We start from the raw sequence: 21,036 nt of genomic DNA on the forward strand, positions 1-21,036 counted from the left end.
TCGTCGAACACGCCCACGTCGCCCGTCTTGAGCCAGCCGTCCTCCGTGAACAGCTCGGCCGTCTCGTCGGGCATGTGCAGGTAGCCCTTCGTGTTGAGCTTGCCCTGCACCTGGATCTCGCCTTCGTCCGAGATGCGGATGTCCGCGCAGCCGAGCGGGCGACCCACCGTGCCGAAGCGCGGCCGCAGCGGATCGGTGAGCGTGCAGAGGCCGCTCGTCTCACTCAGCCCGTATGCCTCGTGGATGCCGATGCCGAGCGACGCGAAGAAGCGCTGCGTGTTCACCGCGATGGGGGCGGAGCCCGTGATGGCGACCTGCAGGCGGTCGAGCCCCAGCGCCGTCTTGACCTTGTCGACCACCAGCTTGCGGGCCGCGAAGCGCCGCGGGGTCATGTGGCTGCGCAGTCCCCGCGCCACCTGCGTGTCGAAGGCCGCGAGCTCGGACGCCATCCCGAAGTCCACCAAGCGCTTGGCGAAGCCCGTCTTTTGGCCGAGGTTGGCGCGCAGCGCGGCCTCGAACTTCTCCCACACCCGCGGCACCCCGAGGAAGACCGTGGGACGGACGTCGGTGAGGTACTCCTTGATGTGCGCCAGGTCGGGGCAGAAGTAGACCTGCCCGCCCACCATCAAGGTGGCGACGTTGGTGATGAGCTGCTCCGCCTGGTGGCACAGGGGCAGGTAGCTGATGCAGTGGTACGCGTCGGGCTCCGACATGAACGGCGCCCACGCGAGGATGCTGCTGCCCACCGCGAGCTGACCCTCGTGGCTGAGCTCCACGGCCTTGGGCACGCCCGTGGTGCCGGACGTGTAGATGAGCATGCAGGTCGCCGCCGGGTCGATAGCCGCGATGCGCGCGTCGATACGCGCTCGGGTGGCCGCCCGCCCGTCGCCGAGCAGCTGGTCGAACGAGCGCAGGCGACCCTTGGCGCGCGGATGTAGCGCCGCGTCGAGCAGGTCGAAGGTGATGATGTGCTCGAGCTCGGGGAACGCCCCCTCGGCCTCGGCCGCGAGCAGCTTGTCCACCTGCTCGGCGCCGTCGGCGACCAAGATGCGCGCCCGGCTGTGCTTGACGATGTAGGCGGCCTGCGCGCTGGTGTTGGTGACGTAGATGGGCGCGGGGATGCCCTGCGCGGCCTGGATCGCGAACTGGCACTGCACCCACTCGGGCCGGTTGGCGCCCACGATGGCGACGCACTCTCCCGGTTTGTGACCGAGCTCGATCAAGGCCGCGCCGAGGGCTCGCACGCGCTCGTGGTACTGCGACCAGGACAGGGCCTGCCACCGACCGGCACGCTTCTCGTGCAGCGCCGGGGCGTCGGGGGTGGTGTGCGCCCAGTGAGCGAGTCGGTCGACGAGGGTGCTCGGTGCCGTCATGGGCCTGCAACGTGGCACGCGCGCCCTGTCCAGTCGACCGCGCGAGGCTGCGATCGACGAGGGAAAACGCACGTCAGTAGTGCTGCATCTGGTCGCAATACAGGTTCTGCCCCGTGGTGGTCCCGAGCATGTTGGTGAAGCGCTGGTAGAAGGCCACGCGGTCCTCCACCTTGGTGTTGGTCGGCTGCTGACACTCGAGCCCGCCGTTGATGATGTTGATCGTCATGCCGAAGCCAGGCGCCCGCCCTGCGCTCACGTCGCCGGCCGTCGGCGTCCAGCCGCCCGTCATCACGTCGTGGGCCGAAGGCTTGGGCGCCTGCGGTGTCATCCAGAACCAGAGCGCGGTGCGGAAGGCGACGACACCGTCGGAGGTCACGAGCCCAGGGTTGTTCAGCAGGTCGAGCCCCAGCACCGCGCCGACCTGCCCATAGTTGTAGTTCCAGGAGAGCTGGATGGGGCCGCGCCCGTGGTACGTGCGCCCTGGCGCGCAGGGGTACTGCGCGTTCCCGGCGTCACAGTAGCCCGTGCACGCGCCCCCCTCGCAGCCGACCTCCTCGATGAAGTAGAGCCCCCACGCCTGTGGACCGCCGGGGGCCGTGGGCCAGCCCCCCGTGGTCTCGTGCGCGATGTTGGCGAGGAAGGCAGCGAGCTCTTGGCGTCGCTGCGCAGCACTCCCCGTGCTGGCAAACGCGGGATAGTAGGCAGCCGCAGCGACCAGCGCGGCCCGCGTGTAGAGCGCGTTCGCGTTGGGGAACATCGCGTCCCAGTCCGCCGCGCTCAGCAGCTCGGCCACGCCGCTCCCGCTGGGCGTTCCCTCATCCGTGGTCGTCTGCCCCTGGTCGGTGAGCAACCCGGCGTCGCCGACGTGACCAGCATCACCGTGCGTGCCGTGGTCCACGTCGATGCCCTCGTCGACGCCCACCCCCTGGTCTCCTCGAGGCAGCGACCCGTCGCGAGCAACGGACGCGTCACCGACTTGGCCGCTGGGGTCGTCCTCGCAGCCGAGGGTGACGCACGGGAGAGAGCTCAGACAGAGAGCGAGGAGCACGTTCGGGAGGCGCATGCCCAGATAGAGGGAGGCCGCCGGGGAAACGGGTCAGCGGCGCACACCATTTTTCCTGCGTGGCCACGCGCGCGACCGGAACCGCCGCCACGCGCGGGGACGGCGTGCCCTCCGCTGGCCGCGCTCAGGTCGCCGCGCTCATCTTGGCCATCTTCGACTTCATCAGGCACTCCATGATGATCGGCTGCGCCAGGATGAGCCCGTTGATGCGGTCGTCGAGAGCCGTGAAGACCCCCGCCAGCAGCCCGAACATGCGGCCGTACAGGATGATGTCTTGCGGGATGGTCACGTTCTCGATGCGCCCCACGACGCCCTGCACGTCCGCCTTGATCTTGTCGAAGTCCAGCTGCTTCGCGTCGGCCGGGGACATCTCGAAGTACTTGTCGAAGAACTCGACGATCAGCGGCTTGGCCTGGCTCATGTCGCGCTCGCTCATCACGCCCATGTCGACCACGGCGCGCATGAAGCCCTCCACGTCGCGCACCATGTAGGCGAAGGACGCGGTCAGCATCTTGTCCTGGAACGCGGCCGGGAGCTCCTTCACCTGGCCGAAGTCCAGGATGCACACCTCGGGCTGCCCCCCCTCCCCGCGGAACAGGATGTTGCCCGGGTGGGGGTCGCTCTGGAACACGCCGTCCACGAAGACCATGTGCGTGAAGGCGTGTGTGATGCGGCGCATCAGCTCGTGGATGTCCACGCCCAGCTCGTCCACCTTGGCGCGGTCCGTGATCTTGTGGCCTTCGAACCACGTGGTGCAGATGACGTTGCGCGTGGTGTACTCGGGCAGCACGCGCGGGATGACCACGTTGGGCAGGCCCACCAAGTTTCTGTGGATGGTCTGCGTGAAGCGCGCCTCCTGCTCGTAGTCGAGCTCGGCGGTCAGCGCCTTGCTCATCTCGTCCGCGATGACGCGCAGGCCCACCTTGGGCACGAAGATGTTGAAGAGCGGCACCACGCGGCGCATCAGGCCGAGGTCCACCGCCAGCTGTCGCTCCACGTCGGCGTACTTGACCTTGAGCGCGACGTCCTGCCCGTCCTTGGTGCGTGCGCGATGCACCTGTCCGAAGCTCGCGGCGTTGCGCGCCTCGTGCTCGATGGTCGCGAACAGCTCGTCCGGCGGCGTGCCCAGCTCGGACGTGAGCCGACCCTCGACGTCACTCCACGGCAGCGGGTCGACCTTGTCCTGCAGCTTGGACAGCGTGCGGGTCCACTCCACCGGGGCCACGTCCACGCGCACGCTGATGAGCTGCCCGATCTTGATGAGGCCACCGCGCATGCGTACCGCCAAGCGGTAGAAGCGGTCGGCGCTCCACTGGTGCACGCGCGACCACGTGGCGCGACGCGCAGGCACGCGCAGCTTGCCGCGCAGCCAGAGGTAGAAGTACGCCACGTAGATGGGGAAGAGGGCGGCGGCGACGCGGGCGCCGCGCCCGACGGCCAAGAAGAAGCTGCGCATGCTCGGTGATAGATCCAACTGTGGAGAGAGCAAGCAGGCGCGGCGGGCCGCCCTGCCTGGGTGAGTGCTCGACTAGGCGCTCACGGCCTTGGCCGGGATGTAGGACATGGCCCGCTCGGCGAGCGCGGCGATGGTGAGCGAGGGGTTGACGCCAGGGTTGGCGGACACGGCCGCGCCGTCGACGACGTACAGCCCGGGGTAGCCGTGTACCTCGTGCTTGTGGTCGATGACCCCCTCGGCGGCATTCTTGCCCATGCACGCGCCGCCCAAGATGTGCGCGGTGGTGGGCGTGGCGCTGAGGGTCTCGGTGATGGTGCCGAGCGGGAGGCCGCGCACCTTCTCGGCAAAGCGCCAGGCGATGTCCGTGGCCTCCGGCAGGAAGGCGAGCGGCCTGGGCTGCCCGGGCGCGAGCTTGGTCACGAGCCCCTTGCGGAAGCCGTTCATCACGCTGCGCCCGAGGCGCAGGCTGATGCTCCCCTCGAGGGTCTTCATGTACAGCATGATGGTCGTCTGCGCGGCGGCGTCCTTGGCACGGCCGATCTTCCAGTAGCGCCGCGGGTGCTTCAGCAGGAAGCGCCCCGTCTCGACCACGCGCGCGAGCAGCGTGTCCCCGGGCGCGTGGGGCACGCCGAGGAAGTTCTGGAAGTTGGACCCCGCGCCGTTGCGCACGATCTCGAAGTGGCTGTCCTCGTCGGTGTGCACGATGGACGAGATGGAGATGCCCTTCGAGTAATCGATGGCGTCATCCTCCGCGCACACCCCGATGATGGACTCGCTGTTGGTGCGCACGAAGTCCCCCACCCGCGGCGAGAGACGCGGAAGGCCCCGTGGGTCCTCCTTGAGCGCCAGCAGCAGCGGCACCGTGCCCAGCACGCCACCCGCGAACACCACGTTGTCGGCCGTGAAGCGGCGCTCGCCCCCGTTCCGGGTGGAGCACGTGGTCTCCACCACGTAGCGGGCCCCGACCCCGCCCGCAGCCTCGCGCACGGCCCGCACCTCGGTCTCGGGGAGCACCTCGCAGCCGCGCCGCTCGGCCAGGTACAGGTAGTTGAGGTCCAGCGTGTTCTTCGCCCCCACGCGGCAGCCCGTGCCGCACGCGCCGCACTCCGTGCACCCCGCCCGCGAAGGTCCTTCACCGCCAAAGTACGGATCGGGCACTTCCTTGGCCGGCTCGCCGAAGAAGATGGCCACGCGCGTCTTCTCGTAGTGCGCCTCGCGCCCGATGTCGGCCGCAATCTCCCGCACGATACGGTCGCCCACCTTCTCGCTGGGATTCGGCTCGGTGGCCCCCAGCATGCGCGACGCCGTCGCGTAGTGCGGCTGGAGCTCGCGCTTCCAGTCCGCCAGGTGCGCCCAGGAAGAGGCCTCGAAGAAGCCGTCCTTCGGCGTGGGGTGCGTGCAGCAATACACCAGCGACCCCCCGCCCACCCCGACGCCATGGAGCACCGTGACGTGGTCGAAGAAGCTCATCTGGAAGATGCCCTTCGCGCCGATGGCGGGCATCCAGTACCACTTCTTGAACTCCATGTTGGTCTTGGGGAAGTCCTCGCGCCCGAAGCGCAGCCCCTTCTCGAGGACCAAGACGCGGTAGCCCTTCTCGGTCAGGCGCAGCGCCGACACGCTGCCGCCGAAGCCGGAGCCGACGATGATGAAGTCGTAGTGGGCGGTCGCCATGTGCGCTGAGCTTAGGAGCACCCGTGAAACAATCAAGCCGATATTGTATCATCGGCCCATGACGGACCTTACGCTTCCCCCCCGTGATGCCCTCGCGACCCTCACCCGCCAGATGGCGGACGCCACGACCTACGACGAGTGGCTCGCGCTGGCCCGTGACCACGACGCCCTCAGCGGGGCGGCGGACTGGCGCGCACGCGAGGGCTCCTCGCTCTACGACTACCGGGCCATCCAGAGTCGGCTCGCTCGCCTCCGCGCGGTGCTGGACGAGGAGCACTGCCACGAGCTGCTGTACACGCTGAACGAAGGCGTGCACGGCAACATGGGCGGCATGGGTCGCCCGGTGCTCTACGGACGCGCGCGGAGCGGCACGAAGCACCTGATCGACGACTACGTGGCCGCCATCGCCGAGGGGCTCGAGAGCATCGCGCGCGCCCCGGACGCGCAGATCAGCCACGCCGACAAGCTCGACTTCTTCCGGCGCGCCAGCCACTGCTACGGGCGCTCGGCCCTACTCCTCTCGGGCGGTGCGGGGCTCATCTACTTCCACCACGGCGTGGTGCAGGAGCTGCTCGAGCACGGGCTGCTCCCGAACGTCATCTCCGGCTCCAGCGCCGGCTCGGCGGTGGCGGCTCAGCTCGGCATCTACAGCGACGAGGAGCTGGCGCACGGACACTTCCGCGAGAAGCGCTACGTGGCCGTGCAAGAGGTACGCATCGCCGACGTGCTGCGCGACGGGCTCAGCGCCAGCTTCGTGAAACAGGCGCGGGAGCGGGCCCTGGACGAGATCATCCCGCGCGACATCACGTTCGGCGAGGCCTACGAGAAGACCGGGCGCTACATCAACATCTCCATCTCGCCAGCCGAGAAGCATCAGTCGTCGCGGCTGATGAACGCCATCACCTCGCCCAACGTGTACATCCGCTCGGCGGCCGCGGCCTCGTCGTCCATCCCCGGCGTGGCGCCCCCCGTCCGCCTCTACGCCAAGGGCTTCGACGGAAAACCGCGTCCCTACCTACGGAACCGCCGGTGGGTCGATGGTTCGTTCTCGCACGACCTGCCGGTGCAGCGCCTGACCCGGCTCTACGGGGTGAACCACTTCATCGTGAGCCTGATCAACCCGGCCGTGATCCCGTTCATCGAAGACGTGACCACACAAAAGAGCGCGGGACTCAAGGCGGCGACCGCGACGGGGGCCATCCGCGTCACGAACGAGCTGCTGAGCGCCACCGAGCGGCTGCTGTCGCGGGCAGGCGGTCTGCGCGGACGCGTCGCGGTGCCCCTGGCGCTCTTGGTGGCGCTCCTGGACCAGAGCTATCTCGGCGACATCAACGTCCTCATGCAGAAGAGCGACTTCCGCTGGCGCCAGATCTTCTTCGAGTTCGAACCAGGCGAGATCGACGAGATGGTGCGGGCCGGTCAGCGTAGGACGTGGCCGAAGATCGCGCAGGTGCGCAACGCCGCGCTCATCTCGCGCACGCTGGACCGCATCCTCGAGGAGCTCAGCCAAGATGGCCTCACACGGGCGCAGCGGACCAAGCACCATCAGTACGTGTGAACGTCCGACAGACCACGCCTGGCCGGGTCCTGGGCAGCACGCAAACGACGGCCGCAGGGGAGGTGCCGAGATCTCGCGCGCACGCACGGTTCCCCTTGATGGGGTATCGTCAACCCCACAAAGGGCGCGCTAGATGGCTGACAGAAGGGCTCGGGTTCAGAGGGTCATCACACGGGGCGCACCGCGAACACCTCGACGTCGACGCCCGGAGAGTAGTGCACGTGGTCGGGCGGGCGCGTCCCGACGGGCGGCAGGCCTGCCGCGCCGATGAGCTCGTCACGCACGGACAGCGCCTCCGCCGAGTGCGCCGGATACGGGACATGGTGGACCTGCCCGCGGTGCAGGCGCCCTCCCCGCACGTTGTAGAGGTAGTAGCGCTCCAGTAGAAAGTGTTCGAGCGTGCCGAGCGCTGGGGCCGAGAGCGGCTGCCCGACTCGGCAGCGCGCCTGGAACGTCACCGCACCTGCGTGACGCGTGCTCTCGTAGGTCAGCTCGGCGCCCGGCACGACGCGCCCCTCGTTGTCTGCGCCGGTCATGCGCGCGTGGTGGTAGGGCAGGCCCCAGCCCTTGCGTGCCGCCTGCACCGCGAGCCAGCTGCTGGCCTCGAGGGAGAAGAAGTAGACCCCCGGGTCGTCCCCCGCGCGCTGCACATAAGTACGTAGGTTGGTCTCGTAGAAGTCGAACGCGGGGCCCGGCCACCACGAAGGGCGGATCCCGCGCATCAAGAAGGGCACGACACCGACGAACGCACGGCCCTCGAACAGGTCCAGCTCGAGCGCGGTGGGGACGAGCGGGCGCAGCACCGAAGGGTCCACCTCCCAGTGCAGGAAGAGCAGGTCTCGCCAACGCTGCGTACCGGCGTTGCGTCCGGGCGGTCGAATAGAGGGGGCCAAACGATCCATCGCGACAGCATGCCCCAGCACCCCGCTCGCGCGCCGGCCTTTCCGACGAACGCGCGGCCCGCGCCCTACGGCGCTTCCACGATGGACCGCACTCGGTCGAGCTGCGCCCGCGTGTACAGCCGCCCCACCAACGCGTCGCGGGCCCTGGTGGCGACCGCGTCCCAGGCCGCGCGGTAGGGCTCCATGTCCACCACCTCCATGCGGCGGAAGAGCGTCTGAGAAGCGCGCTCGTCCAGACGTCGCCCGGCCCTGCGGAACGCGCTCTGCTGGCTGCGCCCCTGCGCCAGCATGTGATCGCGGATGGCGGCGGGCACCTGCGCCAGGCGGTCGCTGCGCACCACCACACCGCCCACGATGACGCCGCTCGCCTGCTGGCTGATGGTGCGCAGACGCCCATGCCACTGCATGCCGATGGCGCTCACGCTCGAGGTGATGACCGTGTCGACCATGCCCGTCGAGAGCGCGGGGAGCACCTCGTTCACGCTCAGGGAGACCCCCGTGGCCCCCGTCGCGCTGACGAACGCCCCCATGGTGGGCGAGTCGCGCCAGACCCACGGACGCATGCTGCGCATGTCCCCCGGGCGCTCGATGCGCCGTGTCGAGAAGAGGCGGATGCGCCCGGCGTCGCCCCAGCCCAAGATGGTGAACCCCTCGCGCTCGAAGGCGCGCGCGAGCTCGGCCTGCAGACGCCCGCGGACGCGATCGAGCTCCTCGTACGACGTGATGAGCCCCGGCGCTTGCAGCACCAACACCTCGCGCGCGATGGCGCCGAGGCCGACGGACGTGAGCGCGGCGCCATCGAGCTGCCCATCGCGCAGCTTGCGCACGATGGTGCGTTCGTCCCCCGCCGCGCCGCCCCCGAACAGACGCACGCGCACCGCACCCGAGGAGCGGTCGGAGAGGTCACGGTCCATGTCCGTGAAGCCGCGACCCAGCGGTGAATCGACGGGCGCCAGCGTGGCGAAGCGCAGCTCGACGGGCCCCGCGGCCTGCGCGGCCGACGGCGCGGTATCGGGCACGGCTCCCAGCATGAGCGCGAAGGCCAAGGCCAGCGCCCGGGGCCCTCGGCGAGGACGCGTCACCCTCCCCCGTAGCGGGCCAGCACCAGGTCGAGCAGCGGCGCGATGCCGTCCACCTCGTCGATGCCCACGCAGTGCGTGCCCGTGCTGCGCAGCATCTCCAGCACCGACCGACCATAGGTCGTGTCATCCCCCCAGACCACGCGCAGCGCGTTGTCGGGCAGCTCCTTCATGCACTTGGCCAGCAGCTCGTCGTCCATGGCGGGCGCGGCCGTTCCGTCCACCACCACGAGCAGCGGCTGCACCGTGAACACGCTCTTGCGCAGCTCACGCTCGTCCATCGCCGACGTCACGTAGACGCGCTCGTCGCCCAGGGAGGCCACCAGACGCTCGGCAAAGCGGAACTTCGACGACACGACCAGGACGCTGACGGGGGCCGCGAACACGATGGGCATCATGGCCGTGACGTTCACGTCGTCGTCGAGGTCGACATCGATCTCGAGCGGGACTTCGGTGCCCGTGCGATCCCCGCGCACCAGCACCTGCTCGATGCGCGCCAGCACCTCCTCGGTCACGTCGACCCCCACTTTCGCGGTCAGCGCCTCAGCCAGGGGCCCACGACACAGGGCGAGCACGGAGGGAGTGTCACGTGGCAGCTCGTCCACCTCGCGGAGGGCACGGAAGATCATCACGGTGGCCAGCTCGGGAGGCAGCGCCCCCTCGAGCACCTCCCGTACCACGTGCACCTCTTGCTGGATCTCCATCGCCCACCAGCATACCCGAACCGGCCCCGCGGGTGTGCGGGTACCTTTGGGCGTGCGAGGAGGAGCCGAACTTGCTAGATCCCGGGCCCCCTGAACCCTCCCCACCTACGGAGCGCGCTGTGACCGTCTCGAACGAAACCCTGCACCAGGGCCTCAAGGCCACCCTCGATGAGACCGATCTGGACGTCCTCGGCGAAAAGTACGAGGGCAAGGTCCGCGACAACTACACGCGCGACGGCAAGCGCTACATCGTGGTGACCGACCGCATCAGCGCGTTCGATCGCGTGCTGGGGACGCTCCCGTTCAAGGGGCAGGTGCTGAACGGCCTCGCCGCGTGGTGGTTCGAGCAGACCAAGGATCTCGTCCCCAACCACGTGCTGGACGTGCCCGACCCCAACGTGATGGTGGGCATCGAGTGTGAGCCGCTGCCCGTCGAGATGATCATGCGCGGGTACATCACCGGCGTGACCTCCACCAGCATCTGGACGCACTACGCGGCCGGCTCGCGCTCCTTCTGCGGCCACGAGCTGCCCGAGGGGCTGAAGAAGCACCAGAAGCTGCCCGAGGCGCTGCTGACCCCGTCCACCAAGGCGCCGAAGGGCGACCACGACGTCAGCGCGTCGCGCGAGGAGATCCTGGCCATGGGGCGCATGTCGGCCCGTGACTTCGACGAGGCCGCCGAGTACGCGCGCGCGCTCTTCGCGGCCGGTCAGAAGCACTGCGCAGAGCGCGGGCTGATCCTGGTCGACACCAAGTACGAGTTCGGCAAGACGCCGGACGGCCGCATCGTGGTCATCGACGAGATCCACACGCCCGACTCGTCACGCTTCTGGTACCAGAGCACCTACGGCGCACGCTTCGAGGCGGGCGAGGACCCGGAGTCGTTCGACAAGGAGTACGTCCGCCGCTGGCTCAAGGCCGAGGGCTACTCGGGCGACGGCCCGGCGCCGACCATCCCGGACGACGTGCGGGTGGAGGCGTCTCGCCGCTACATCGAGGCCTGCGACCAGGTGCGCGGCGACGCCTTCGTGCCGGACACGCAGGCCCCGCTCGCCCGCATCCGCAAGAACCTCGGGCTCTGAGCCGCGGGGCTCCACATCCGTGGCGCCGGCCGTAGACCCGCGCCGTCCGCCTCAGGCACCCACGCCCGTGAGGAACGCCTCGAGGCTCCGCACGAGCCGCGCACGGTACGCAGGGTCGACGCACAGATCTTGCCGCACCTCGAGCTCCACCGCTCTCCGCCTGTGGCGTAGCGAGTGGGTGTCGGCCGAGTGCATGAAGCCGTCCTTGCCCGAGTAGGGCTCGTTGGCTAGCGCGCGGTAGCCGTCGGAGACGAGGTGGGCGTGCAGCGCGAGCCCGAGCGCGTCCTCGTGGTTGTAGAGCACCCCGAGCTCCATGGCCCGCGGCTGACCTTCGTACTCGTCCGTGAACGAGTGCACGGAGAACAGCACGGGCGCGAGGCTCGCTTGGACCGTGGCGTCGAGCGCGGCGTGGTAGGGCCGGTAGAACTCCGCGAGGCGCTGCACACGGTCCTCCTCGCGCAAGCTCACGTTCAGCTCCACGGGCAGGCCCTCGGCCACGTCTCGGAAGAGCGTGGGAGAGTCCTCGGGGCGGTTGGGGTCCACCAAGAGGCGACTGAAGCGCGCCAGGACGGCCGGCGCGCCGAGCCTGTCCGCGAGCTCGCGCGTCAGGTCCGCCGCGCCGAGGTCGAATGCCCAGTGCGTGCCCGCGAGGCGCGCGTCGCTCGGAGACCAGCGCCACCGTCCCGGGAGGCGCTCAGAGGCGTGCTCACAGCACAAGACCACCGAGACGTCGGCGCGGCCGCCGATGACCTCGGCCGCGTCGCCGAGCGTGGAGAGGATGGGTGCCATGGACCCCATTGTTGGGGAGCGCGACGTGCGAGCAAGGCGGCGCGCCGCGCCCGCGACACCACGACGTAGGCGATGCGTGTGTTGGCGCGTACAGGAGCGTTCGACCCGTCAGGTGGGCAGCGTGGCCACGAACCGTTCGAGGATCACGGCCGTGTCGGCCGCGCGCTCGACCAACGGGTAGTGTCCGCACCCCGGCAGGTGCTCGCGGCGCGCGCCCTCGATGCGAGACGTGACGGTGGCATCCAGGAGGTCGGGCGGCAGGAACGGATCGTCCGTGGACACGACCAGCGTGGGAGCGCGGATGTCGGCGAGGCGAGACGTGAAGCCCCCGGCGGTCCAGACGCCGAGCATGGCCCGGATGGTTTCAGGAGCGATGGACAGCGCCACGTCGAGCAGCCGCGCGCGGTCGGCCGCCGTCAGGGCCGTGCAGGCCATGTCCAATATGGTGCCGAGCTTCGTCGCGTCCCCTCCAGCGCTCGAGAACAGCGCGAGCGCGTCGGGAGGCAACGGGAGGCCCGACGCGGGCACCGGGTTGAGCAGCACCAAACCCGAGAACGCGGACGGATGCTCCGCGGCGATCCGCTGGGCGAGCTGTCCCCCCATGCTGTGTCCCACCAGTATCGGGCGGTCCAGGCCAGCAGCCCGCGCGACGCGCCACACATCGGCAGCGTACGTGTCGAGGTCGTGCGGCCCGCTCACCGCCGCGCTGAGCCCGACCCCGCGGAGGTCTGGGACGACGCAGCCGAGCGCGCCGAGGTCGAGCCCCTGGAGCAGCGGATCCCACACGGCCCCCGTCGTCATCCACCCGTGCAGCAGCAGCACCCCGCGGCCGCCCCGCCCGCGCGCGACCCACCCAAGCTCGTTCTCGACCACGTTCGACTCGCTCATCGTCCGTACCTTCAGCGCTCATGCCCCTGGGCGACGATATCACGCCCAGCAGCCCGCAAGGCGGCGCGCACCTGGCGAGCGAGCTGCTCGCGCGTGGCAGGTTTCTGCACGAAGTACGCGTCCCCAGCCTCCACCCGTTCACGCAGCTCGGGGAGGTCCAGGTGCGCCGACATGAAGATCACAGGGAGGCCGGGATGGGTCTGGTGGAGCTCCAGCGCGAGCCCAGGCCCGTCGAGCCGCGGCATGGAGAGGTCCGTGAGCACCAGCGCCACGTCGGGGTTCGCCGCTAGCGTCGAGAGCGCTTCGAGTCCGTCGCAAGCGGTGGTGCAGCGATAGCCGTACGAGGCCAACATCTGGGCCGTGACGAGGCGCACGACGACCTCGTCCTCGACGATCAGCAGGAGCTCGTCGCCGCGCAGCAGGTCCTCGGTCACAGGAGCATCCGCACCCGTCGCAGACACGCTCTCGTCCACGAGCGGAAAAGTGACGCGGAAGCACGTCCCCTCACCGAGGCGACTCTCCACGTCGATCGACCCGCCGCTCTGCTGCACGATGCCATAGACGCTCGCCAGACCCAGCCCCGTCCCATCTTCCTTCGTCGTGAAGAACGGGTCGAACACGTTCGGGAGGACCTCCGGTGAGATCCCAGCCCCCGTGTCGCGTACCTCGAGCAGCACCTCGCTGCCCAGGCGTCCATCCGCCTGTGGTCGCGCCTGCCGGCTCGCGCGGACCGAGAACGAGCCACCCCGCGGCATGGCGGCGCGCGCGTTGACCGCCAGGTTCACGAGGAGCTGATCGAACTGGTTGGCGTCCACGCGCACCGGGAGGCGGGCCTCGCCCGGCACGACGCCGACCGACAATGTCACCTCCTCGCCGAGGACACTGCGCAGCAGCGCGCTCGTGTTGGTGAGCAGCTGTCCGACGTCGCGCACCTCGGGCCGAAGCACCTGCTTCCGGCTGAAGGCGAGCAGCTGGGCGGTGAGCTTCCGCGCGCGGTCCGCGCACGCCACGATGTTCCGCAGCCCCTGCTGCATGGCCTCGCGGTCCATGCCGGGCCGCAGCAGGAGGAGCTCGCTCGCCCCGAGGATGACCGTCAGCATGTTGTTGAAGTCGTGCGCGACACCGCCCGCCAGGCGCCCGACGGCTTCCATCGTCTGCGCGTGTCGGACGCGCTCCTCGAGCTTGCGGCGCTCGCTCAGGTCTTCCAGCAACGCGAGCGCGCCGACCACGTCACCGTGCAGGTCGCGCATCGGCGCGGTGTGGATGCGCAGATCCAGCAGCCGACCGTCCTTGTGCGCGCGTCGGCCTTCGACGCCCGTGAAGCCCTCCCCGCCGATGGCGCGCCGGAAGAGCGCCACGAACTCCTCCCACTCGGCGGCAGGCACAAGCGGGTACGGCTTGCCGAGCACCTCGTCTCGGGTCCAACCGAACATCTGCTCGGTCGCCGGGTTCCAGCGGCTCACGCACATGTCGGGGTCCAGCGTGACGATGCCGACGGGGCTGGCGTCGACCAGCGAACGGAGGTTGTCGTCGGCCAGCCGCAGTGCTGCTTCGAGCTCGCGCAGCGGACCTCGGTCCTCGATCACGACCACCGCGTGGACCGGCGCCAGCTCACCTGGTGTGGGAGTCCAGGTGAGCCGAAGTGACCTGCCGGACGAGACCCCCTCGCACGTGCCCTCCTGCGCGAACGACGCGGGTGCGAAGGGGAGGCTCGCGACGAGGCGACCGCCCACGCGCAGGCCCTCTGCCAGCTGGAGCGCGCGCCCGTCGTGAAACAGCAGCGTCCCGTCGACCGCGATCAGGCACGTGCCCGGCGTGTCGCGCGCGAAGTCGTCGCCTCGAGGTTCGGCTACCACGATGGCGTGAGGATACACACACCCGGCCCCCCGCGCGCGCTCCCCTCGCGTGGCTGCCGCGCGAGTCGACGTCGCGCGGACGCGGCGCGCGCGGGTTGACGTCGCGCACCCTTCGCAGCCACCGTGCGAGCCCATGGCCGCCCTCGCCGCCCTCGTGGTCCTCGCATGCTTCGCGCTCGCGTATCGTGTGTATGCTCGCTTTCTCGGCGAACGTGTGTTCGATGACGAAGAGCGCCTCGTCACGCCCGCCCACGCTCTGGCCGACGGGCACGACTTCGTCGCGACCCCGATGCACCTGCTCCAAGGACACCACTTCACGTCCATCGCCGGCGCGGCGCCCATCATCGGCCCCTGTGTGGCCGCCTACTGGGGCTGGGCACCGGCGCTCGCATGGGTGGTGCTGGGCACGGTCTTCATGGGCGCGGCGCACGACTTCGGCGCGCTGGTGGTCAGCGCGCGGGAGCGCGGGCGCTCCATCGCGGACATCGCGGGCAGCGTCATCGGGAGACGCGCGCGGCTGCTGTTCCTGTGCTTCGTGATCATCATCGTGTGGCTGGTGTTGGCGGTGTTCGCCATGGCCATCGCCGGCCTGTTCGTCGCACAGCCGACCAGCGTCATCCCCATCAACGTCGAGATCCTCGTAGCCGCGGCGGTCGGCTACTGGATCTACCGCGTCCGCGGCGGCGCCCTGTGGCCTTCTCTGCTCGCGCTCGCGGTGCTGTACGGCGCCGTGTTCGTGGGTGTCGCGGTGCCGGTCGACTTCGTGTCCGCGGGGGTCTCGCGCAGCGTGGCGCTGCGCGGTTGGATGCTCTTCCTGTTCGGCTACTCCGCGCTTGCCAGCCTGCTGCCGGTGTGGCTGCTCCTGCAGCCGCGCGACCTGATCAACTCCCACCAACTCGCCGTGGGGTTGGTGCTGCTGTTCGCTGGACTGCTGGTGGCGCACCCCGACTTCGACGCACCGCCGGTGCGCACCGCGGGCGAGGGGGCCCCGCCCATCTTCCCGGTGCTCTTCGTCACCATCGCGTGCGGCGCCATCAGCGGGTTCCACGGACTCGTCTCCTCGGGCACGACGAGCAAGCAGCTCGACCGGCTGCGCGACGCGAGACCCATCGGCTACGGGAGCATGCTCGGCGAGGGCACCCTGGCGCTGCTCGCCACCCTCGCCGCCGTCGCGGGCATTGGTCTCGTGGACCACTGCACGCTGCCCGGCCAGGGCGCCGTGGCCGACCTCAGCTGGGGCGTCTACTACGAGAGCTGGGCACACGCGTCCGCCAACAACGCGTCAGCCTTCGTGCTGGGGGGAGGCGCGTTCCTGGAGGCCATCGGGCTGCCCACGGAGGTCGCGCGCACACTCATGGCTGTGCTCGTCATCTCGTTCGCCGCGACCACCCTGGACACCGCGACGCGCATCCAGCGCTTCATCTTCGCCGAGCTGGGGACCGCGCTCTCGTTGCGACCGCTCGAGAACGCGTACGTGGGGACGGCCCTCGCCGTGCTCCCGGCCATGGCGCTGGCGTTTGCCGAGACCACGGACCCCGTCAGCGGCCAGAGCCGCGCGCTGGGCTGGGTGCTGTGGCCCATCTTCGGGGCGAGCAACCAGCTTCTGGCAGCGCTCACGCTGATGGTCGTGGCGCTGTACGTACACCGCCGCGGGAGGCCGACGTGGCCGCTCTCGATCCCCATGGCGCTGGTAACCGTCATCGCCTCGCTCGCGTTGATGGGGGACATCGCCACGTTCTTCGCGCAGGGCAACACGGTGCTGGCCGTGGTTGCGCTGGGCCTGCTCGTCCTCCTCGGCGCGATGCTGGTGCTCGGCGCGCGCGCTGCGCGACGGGGCCCGCCGGAGGGCGAAGCGTGACGGTTGCTCGGGCTCCCACTCGATTCGCCGCCACCGCGGACCGCAGCGACGTCGACAACGGCGAGCCGCCCGTGTACGGTCGCGCGGTGCGACGAGAGCCTCGCGTGAAGCCCTCCTACTCGGTCCAGAGATGACCGCACGAACCGGCGAGAGCCGCGCGGACCGCGTCTGGCTCGGAGTAGCCCTCCTCGTCCACACGGGCCTCTGGTACCTCGGGACGAGCGACGCGGCGCTCGACGTCGACGTGCCGAACCTCTGCTGCGGGATGGTGGAGTTCGACGTCACGCGACACTGCCCCCACCCTCCCGGGTACCTGGTCTACACGCTCCTGCTCAGGGCGTTGCATGCGCTGCGTCTGGGCGCGGACGCTCCCGTGGCGCGCATCCACACGGCGCAGCTCCTCTCGTTGTCGTTCGCCCTGGGCACCATCGCGCTCACGTACGTCTCGGCCCGCCGCGTCTTCACCCGCCCGTCCGCAGCGGGATGGGCGGCCCTTTTGGTGGCGCTCCATCCGCTGCTCCTCTTCCACAGCGTCGATGCACAGTCGCACACGTCGGAGGCGTTCGCCGCGGCGGCGTTGGGCCTCGTGTCGCTGAGCTACGTCGCAGCGCCGAGCTATCGACGCGCCAGCGCGCTGGGCATCTTGCTCGCGCTCGGAGCCTCGTTTCGGCCATCGTTCATCGTGTTCGGGGTCCCCTTCGTCGCATCCCTGATGGGGGTACGACGCTTCAACCACCTCGTCGTGACGGGTGCGGTGAGCGTCGTCGGTGCCGCTGCATGGCTGCTCCCGACGTTCGCGCTGGCGGGGGGCTACGAGGTGTGGTCCCAAGCCACCAACGCGCTGGTCCGCGACGGCTTCCTGGCGCTCACCAGCCCGCTGTCGACGACATCCGACGAGGTCATCACAGGGGCGAACCTGATGGCGCTCGGGGTCGCCGCGGCGCAGCTCCTCGCACCACCTGCAGTCGCGTGGCTGTTGTGGCGGCTGGGCGGCCGCGCCAAGGGCGAACTAGCCGTCCCTCTTGGGCCGTTTGCGCGAGCCGCAGCCATCGCGGCGGCTTGCACGTTCGCCTACTACTCGGTGACGTTCTTCTCGGAGCCGGGCTACGTCTTGGCGCTGCTGCCGGCCTGCGCGATCGCCAGCGCTGCGACCGTCGAGGGTCCGCGCGTGGGCCTCCCGGCGTTGGTGGCGCTGCTCGTCACGCTGACCGCCGCGTTGCTGGCTCCACAAACGGGCACGCTGAAGATGGCGACGCTGGACAGCTGGCAGGTGCGACACGCGATGGTCCACCTGCAGCAGCACGTCTTCGACGAGGCGCTGGCGACGGTCCCGCCGGACTCGCGCGTGCTCTACGTGACGGACAGCACCGACATCACGCTCGCTCGTCAGATGCCTCTCCTCCGCGAGGACATGGACGTGCTGCTGATCCAGAACCGACGTCACGGGTGGTCACCACGCTCGCGCCTGAACTACGTCACGCGGACGACGGTTCATCCTGTGCCGACCGACTACGTCCTCGGCGACACAGGCGCGACGTCGGTCGTCGCCGAGCGCCCCTACGACTTCGTCCTGGTCGACAATCGCGTCAGCACGTCGGCTCTGCAGATCATCGCCGAGCAGCTACGGTGCCCGCTCGGCCGCCTGGACGACGCACACCTCTACCAGCTCATCCCTGTCGCGTGCTTCCGCGAGCCGAAGGTCCAGTTCGACGGTCTGGCCTTGGAGCTGCTGGCCCCCAACGCCCCCCGCTGACGGCCGGCCGTGCTGCGGGTGAGCCGGCTCAGCCGTGCAGCATGAAGTAGATGACCACCCCGGTGACCGAGACGTACAGCCAGAGGGGTAGCACCACCCGGGCCACGCGGCGGTGACGTAGGAACGCGCCGCGATACGCGAACCAGAAGATGGTGAGCGCGCCAGGCACGATGGCCAGCGAGAGAAGGATGTGCGAGCCCAGGATGGCGAGGTACACCCCGCGCAGGCTCCCCTCGTAGTGCGTGTCGCCGTGCACGGAGTGGTAGAGCACGTAGCCCACCAGGAACACCGCGCTGGACGCAAAGGCGCCCACCATGAGGCGCTTGTGGAGCTCGCGCCGACCGCTTCGGATGGCCAGCAACCCCGCGGTGAGCAGGACGGCCGAGAGCGCGTTGAGGGACGCGTTGACGCCAGGCACGAAGGACAGGTCCACGTCGAGCCCCGCCACGCCGTTCTGGATCAAGGTGAGCCAGATGAGGAACGCGAACGCGGCGCTGGAGACGACGGCGTTGAACACGAAGAAGCGGCGGTCGGGGCTGAGGCTCATGGTCATGACGTTCGGCAGTCGGCGAGGGCCGCGCGCGCAGCGTCGAGCACACCCGGGATCTCGCGCGCGTGATTGTAGAAGTGAGGGGAGAAGCGCAGCACCCCATCCGGCAGGCCGCACACCACGGATCGGGCACCGAGCGCCGCGTGGAGGCGTATGGGGTCGACCCCCGACGGGGGCAAGAGCGACAGGATGGTCGAGCGCCCGGAGCGCGCGGCGGAACGCAGCGAGCGAAAGCCCAGGCCCACGAGCCCCGCTTCCAGCTCGTCCAGATACGCATTGACGTGGCCGTGGATGGCCGCGACGCCGAGCACCTCGGCCGGGATGATGCCGGCGCCCAGCGCTTCGTAGCCGAGCAAGTTCAGCGTACCGGGCTCGAAGACCTCGGCGTCCGTTCTCAGCGGCGCGTCGTAGTGGAGGTGGCCTGGGCCGCGCGTGAGGAAGTCGAACGCGTGTTCGTGGCCGAGCCAGCCTGCCAGCCGTGGCTCGAGCGTGGCCATGCGCTCCCGGCGAACGTAGAGCAACCCCGCTCCCTCCACACCCATGAGCCACTTGTGCCCCCCGGCGGCGAGGTAGTCGAAGCCCATGTCCACGTGCAGCGGCGTGCCGCCGAGCGCCTGGATACCGTCCACGAACAGCTCCGCGCCGTGCGCGTGGCAGCGCTCGGCCATCGCACGGAGCGGCATGGCGAGCCCACTGCGAAATTGCACCGCGCTGACAGCCACCAAGCGGACGCCACGCGTCAGCTCGTGCTCGAGGGCTGACAGTCCCTCGTCGAGGTTCCGCTCGAACGCTTCGAGAGGGACCCACGCGAGCGCGAGGTCGTACTGCTTCGCCGCCAGCTGCCACGGGGTGGTGTTGGCAGGGAACTCGCCGTGGAAGAGCACCACCCGGTCCCCCGGGCGCCAGCGGATCGACTGCGCGATCGTGATGACGCCGGCGGTCGTGTTGGGCACGAAGGCCACCTCGTCGGCGCCACCCCCGACGAGCCCTGCCAGGCGCCCACGCAGGGCGTTCCGGCGCGCGAGCGTGGCGCCGAAGCCGCCGATGCCTTCCGCTGCATACGCGCCCATGCCGGCGTTCACCGCGACCCGCAGGGGCGCGCTGTGCGGGCTGACCGCGGCGTGGTTCAGGTAGGCGAAGGGGCGCAAGTCCTCGAACCAACCCGCACGCGAGCCGAGCTGCGGGGCGGGCGGGGTCGGGTCGGCTGCGCTCATCCCCCTACTCTTCCATCGGCGCGAGCTCGTCGCCACCCAGGATGAAGAAGGCCTCGCCGTAGATTTTCAGCAGCTCGAGGGCCTTGTCCATGTCCTCGTAGGTGTGTCCGCGGGTGACGTTCAGGCGCAGGCGCTCCTCGCCCTTCTTCACGCCCGGGTACGTGATGGGCACCATCATCACGCCGCTCTCCATCATGGCCACGTGCGTGAACAGCGCCTTGCGCTCGTCGCGGCACATCACGGGCATGATGTGCGTGTTGCTCAGACCCAGGTCGAAGCCCAGGTCCGTCAGGTTCTTGCGCATGTACGCGGCCTTGGTGTGCAGCTCGCTCACCAGCTCCTCGCCGTGGTCCTCGAGCATGTCGAGGATGGTGGCGGCGGCCGCGACGATGGGCACGGGCAGCGACGCGCTGAACAAGAACGAGCGCGCGTAGTGCTTGATGTGGTCCACCACGTCCTTCTGGCCGAGCAGGATGCCCCCGATGCCGCCGAAGGTCTTGCTGAACGTGCTGACGATGACGGGCAGCTCCGCGCGCAGGTCGTACTTCTCGAAGATGCCGCGCCCGCCCTTCCCCAGCGTACCCGTGCCGTGCGCGTCGTCGCACACGATGACCGTGTTCTCGAACTCGCCCGCGGCCTTGCAGAGCTCCTCGATGGTGGCCTCGTCGCCGTCCAGCGAGTAGATGCCCTCGAGCAGCACCAGCGCGTTCTTGCGCTCACGCGTCTTCAGGATGCGCGTCAGCGAGCGGGCGCTGTTGTGGTTGAAGAAGCGCACCTCGGGCGCCATGCGCGGCGTCCCGGCGGCAAGGAAGGTGCCGTCGAGGATGCAGGCGTGGCTGAGGTTGTCGAGCACCAGCGTGGTGTCTTGATCGGCCAGGGCCATGATGGTGCCCACCATGGCCTGGTAGCCCGTGGTGAACAGCAGGCAGCTCTCGTAGCCGTACCAGGCGGCGAGGCGCTCCTCGAGCTCCACGTGGGCCGTGGTGGTGGCCTGCACGCGGCTGCTGCTGAGCCCGCAGCTGAAGCGCTTGACGGCCTCGATGGAAGCCTCCTTGACCTTCGGGTGCGTGGTCAGCCCCAGGTAGTCGTTGGAGCTGAAGTTGACGATGGGCTGCCCGTTGATGGTGCTGTGCAGACCGCCCGACTCGAAGGGCTTGAAGTAGGGGTAGACCTGCTTCTCCTTCGCCTCTCGGATACGCGCCAGCTCTCTGTACGACTTGTCGACGATCCAGCTCAT

At 69.6% G+C, this 21,036-nt stretch carries 17 protein-coding genes; 4 read left to right on the forward strand and 13 right to left on the reverse strand.

Annotated elements, in window-relative coordinates:
• The 4 genes from H6726_04910 to H6726_04925 all read right to left on the reverse strand — a co-directional run.
• Positions 1-1,373 (reverse strand): AMP-binding protein (locus tag H6726_04910; protein MCB9656972.1); only part of this gene is annotated, 1,373 nt, incomplete at its 3' end.
• 73 nt (positions 1,374-1,446) lie between these two features.
• Entirely contained in the window at positions 1,447-2,436 is a 990-nt protein-coding gene (locus H6726_04915) for a hypothetical protein (protein ID MCB9656973.1), read from the reverse strand.
• A gap of 124 nt (positions 2,437-2,560) precedes the next feature.
• Positions 2,561-3,892: an AarF/ABC1/UbiB kinase family protein gene (locus H6726_04920; protein ID MCB9656974.1), complete on the reverse strand. Its 1,332-nt coding sequence runs from the start codon at positions 3,890-3,892 to the stop codon at positions 2,561-2,563.
• Between the two features lie 72 nt (positions 3,893-3,964).
• Complete coding sequence (locus H6726_04925; protein MCB9656975.1) at positions 3,965-5,566, reverse strand: GMC family oxidoreductase; 1,602 nt, start codon at positions 5,564-5,566, stop codon at positions 3,965-3,967.
• A 58-nt stretch (positions 5,567-5,624) separates the two neighbouring features.
• Between H6726_04925 and H6726_04930 the strand changes: the two genes are divergently transcribed.
• Positions 5,625-7,124, forward strand: a complete 1,500-nt coding sequence (locus tag H6726_04930; protein ID MCB9656976.1) for a DUF3336 domain-containing protein — start codon at positions 5,625-5,627, stop codon at positions 7,122-7,124.
• A 167-nt stretch (positions 7,125-7,291) separates the two neighbouring features.
• On the opposite strand, the gene H6726_04935 is transcribed toward H6726_04930, so the two are convergent.
• From H6726_04935 to H6726_04945, 3 genes are all read right to left on the reverse strand, one after another.
• Positions 7,292-8,026, reverse strand: coding sequence for a DUF2071 domain-containing protein (locus H6726_04935; protein MCB9656977.1), 735 nt, complete (start codon positions 8,024-8,026; stop codon positions 7,292-7,294).
• A 65-nt stretch (positions 8,027-8,091) separates the two neighbouring features.
• A complete protein-coding gene (gene dctP, locus H6726_04940; GenBank protein ID MCB9656978.1) occupies positions 8,092-9,045 on the reverse strand; it encodes a TRAP transporter substrate-binding protein DctP in 954 nt (317 codons plus the stop codon).
• A gap of 59 nt (positions 9,046-9,104) precedes the next feature.
• The gene (locus H6726_04945) at positions 9,105-9,809 is read right to left on the reverse strand and encodes a hypothetical protein (GenBank protein MCB9656979.1); all 705 of its coding nucleotides are present in this window, start codon (positions 9,807-9,809) and stop codon (positions 9,105-9,107) included.
• A gap of 140 nt (positions 9,810-9,949) precedes the next feature.
• On the opposite strand from H6726_04945, the gene H6726_04950 reads away from it, so the two are divergent.
• A complete protein-coding gene (locus tag H6726_04950; protein ID MCB9656980.1) occupies positions 9,950-10,891 on the forward strand; it encodes a phosphoribosylaminoimidazolesuccinocarboxamide synthase in 942 nt (313 codons plus the stop codon).
• Positions 10,892-10,942: 51 nt separating this feature from the next.
• On the opposite strand, the gene H6726_04955 is transcribed toward H6726_04950, so the two are convergent.
• From H6726_04955 to H6726_04965, 3 genes are all read right to left on the reverse strand, one after another.
• Positions 10,943-11,680 (reverse strand): N-formylglutamate amidohydrolase, encoded by a 738-nt coding sequence (locus tag H6726_04955; protein ID MCB9656981.1) that lies wholly within the window; start codon positions 11,678-11,680, stop codon positions 10,943-10,945.
• Between the two features lie 108 nt (positions 11,681-11,788).
• Positions 11,789-12,568 carry an alpha/beta hydrolase gene (locus tag H6726_04960; GenBank protein ID MCB9656982.1) on the reverse strand — a complete coding sequence of 260 codons (780 nt, stop codon included), beginning with the start codon at positions 12,566-12,568 and terminating at the stop codon, positions 11,789-11,791.
• An 11-nt stretch (positions 12,569-12,579) separates the two neighbouring features.
• Entirely contained in the window at positions 12,580-14,424 is a 1,845-nt protein-coding gene (locus H6726_04965) for a response regulator (GenBank protein ID MCB9656983.1), read from the reverse strand.
• Positions 14,425-14,557: 133 nt separating this feature from the next.
• Between H6726_04965 and H6726_04970 the strand changes: the two genes are divergently transcribed.
• Positions 14,558-16,282, forward strand: a complete 1,725-nt coding sequence (locus H6726_04970; protein MCB9656984.1) for a carbon starvation protein A — start codon at positions 14,558-14,560, stop codon at positions 16,280-16,282.
• 130 nt (positions 16,283-16,412) lie between these two features.
• On the forward strand, positions 16,413-18,035 hold the full coding sequence (locus H6726_04975; protein MCB9656985.1) for a hypothetical protein: 1,623 nt from the start codon (positions 16,413-16,415) through the stop codon (positions 18,033-18,035).
• Between the two features lie 28 nt (positions 18,036-18,063).
• Here H6726_04975 and H6726_04980 read toward each other — a convergent pair whose 3' ends face one another.
• The 3 genes from H6726_04980 to H6726_04990 are packed head-to-tail and all read right to left on the reverse strand — an operon-like array spanning position 18,064 to position 21,036.
• Entirely contained in the window at positions 18,064-18,588 is a 525-nt protein-coding gene (locus tag H6726_04980) for a DUF420 domain-containing protein (protein MCB9656986.1), read from the reverse strand.
• Positions 18,585-19,799 carry an aminotransferase class V-fold PLP-dependent enzyme gene (locus H6726_04985; GenBank protein ID MCB9656987.1) on the reverse strand — a complete coding sequence of 405 codons (1,215 nt, stop codon included), beginning with the start codon at positions 19,797-19,799 and terminating at the stop codon, positions 18,585-18,587. Before H6726_04985 ends, H6726_04980 begins: the two co-directional genes overlap by 4 nt.
• Positions 19,800-19,803: 4 nt before the next feature.
• Positions 19,804-21,036, reverse strand: a complete 1,233-nt coding sequence (locus tag H6726_04990) for a pyridoxal phosphate-dependent aminotransferase family protein (GenBank protein ID MCB9656988.1) — start codon at positions 21,034-21,036, stop codon at positions 19,804-19,806.

Source organism: Sandaracinaceae bacterium, assembly GCA_020633055.1.
Lineage (GTDB): Bacteria > Myxococcota_A > Polyangia > Polyangiales > Houyiibacteriaceae > JADJJE01.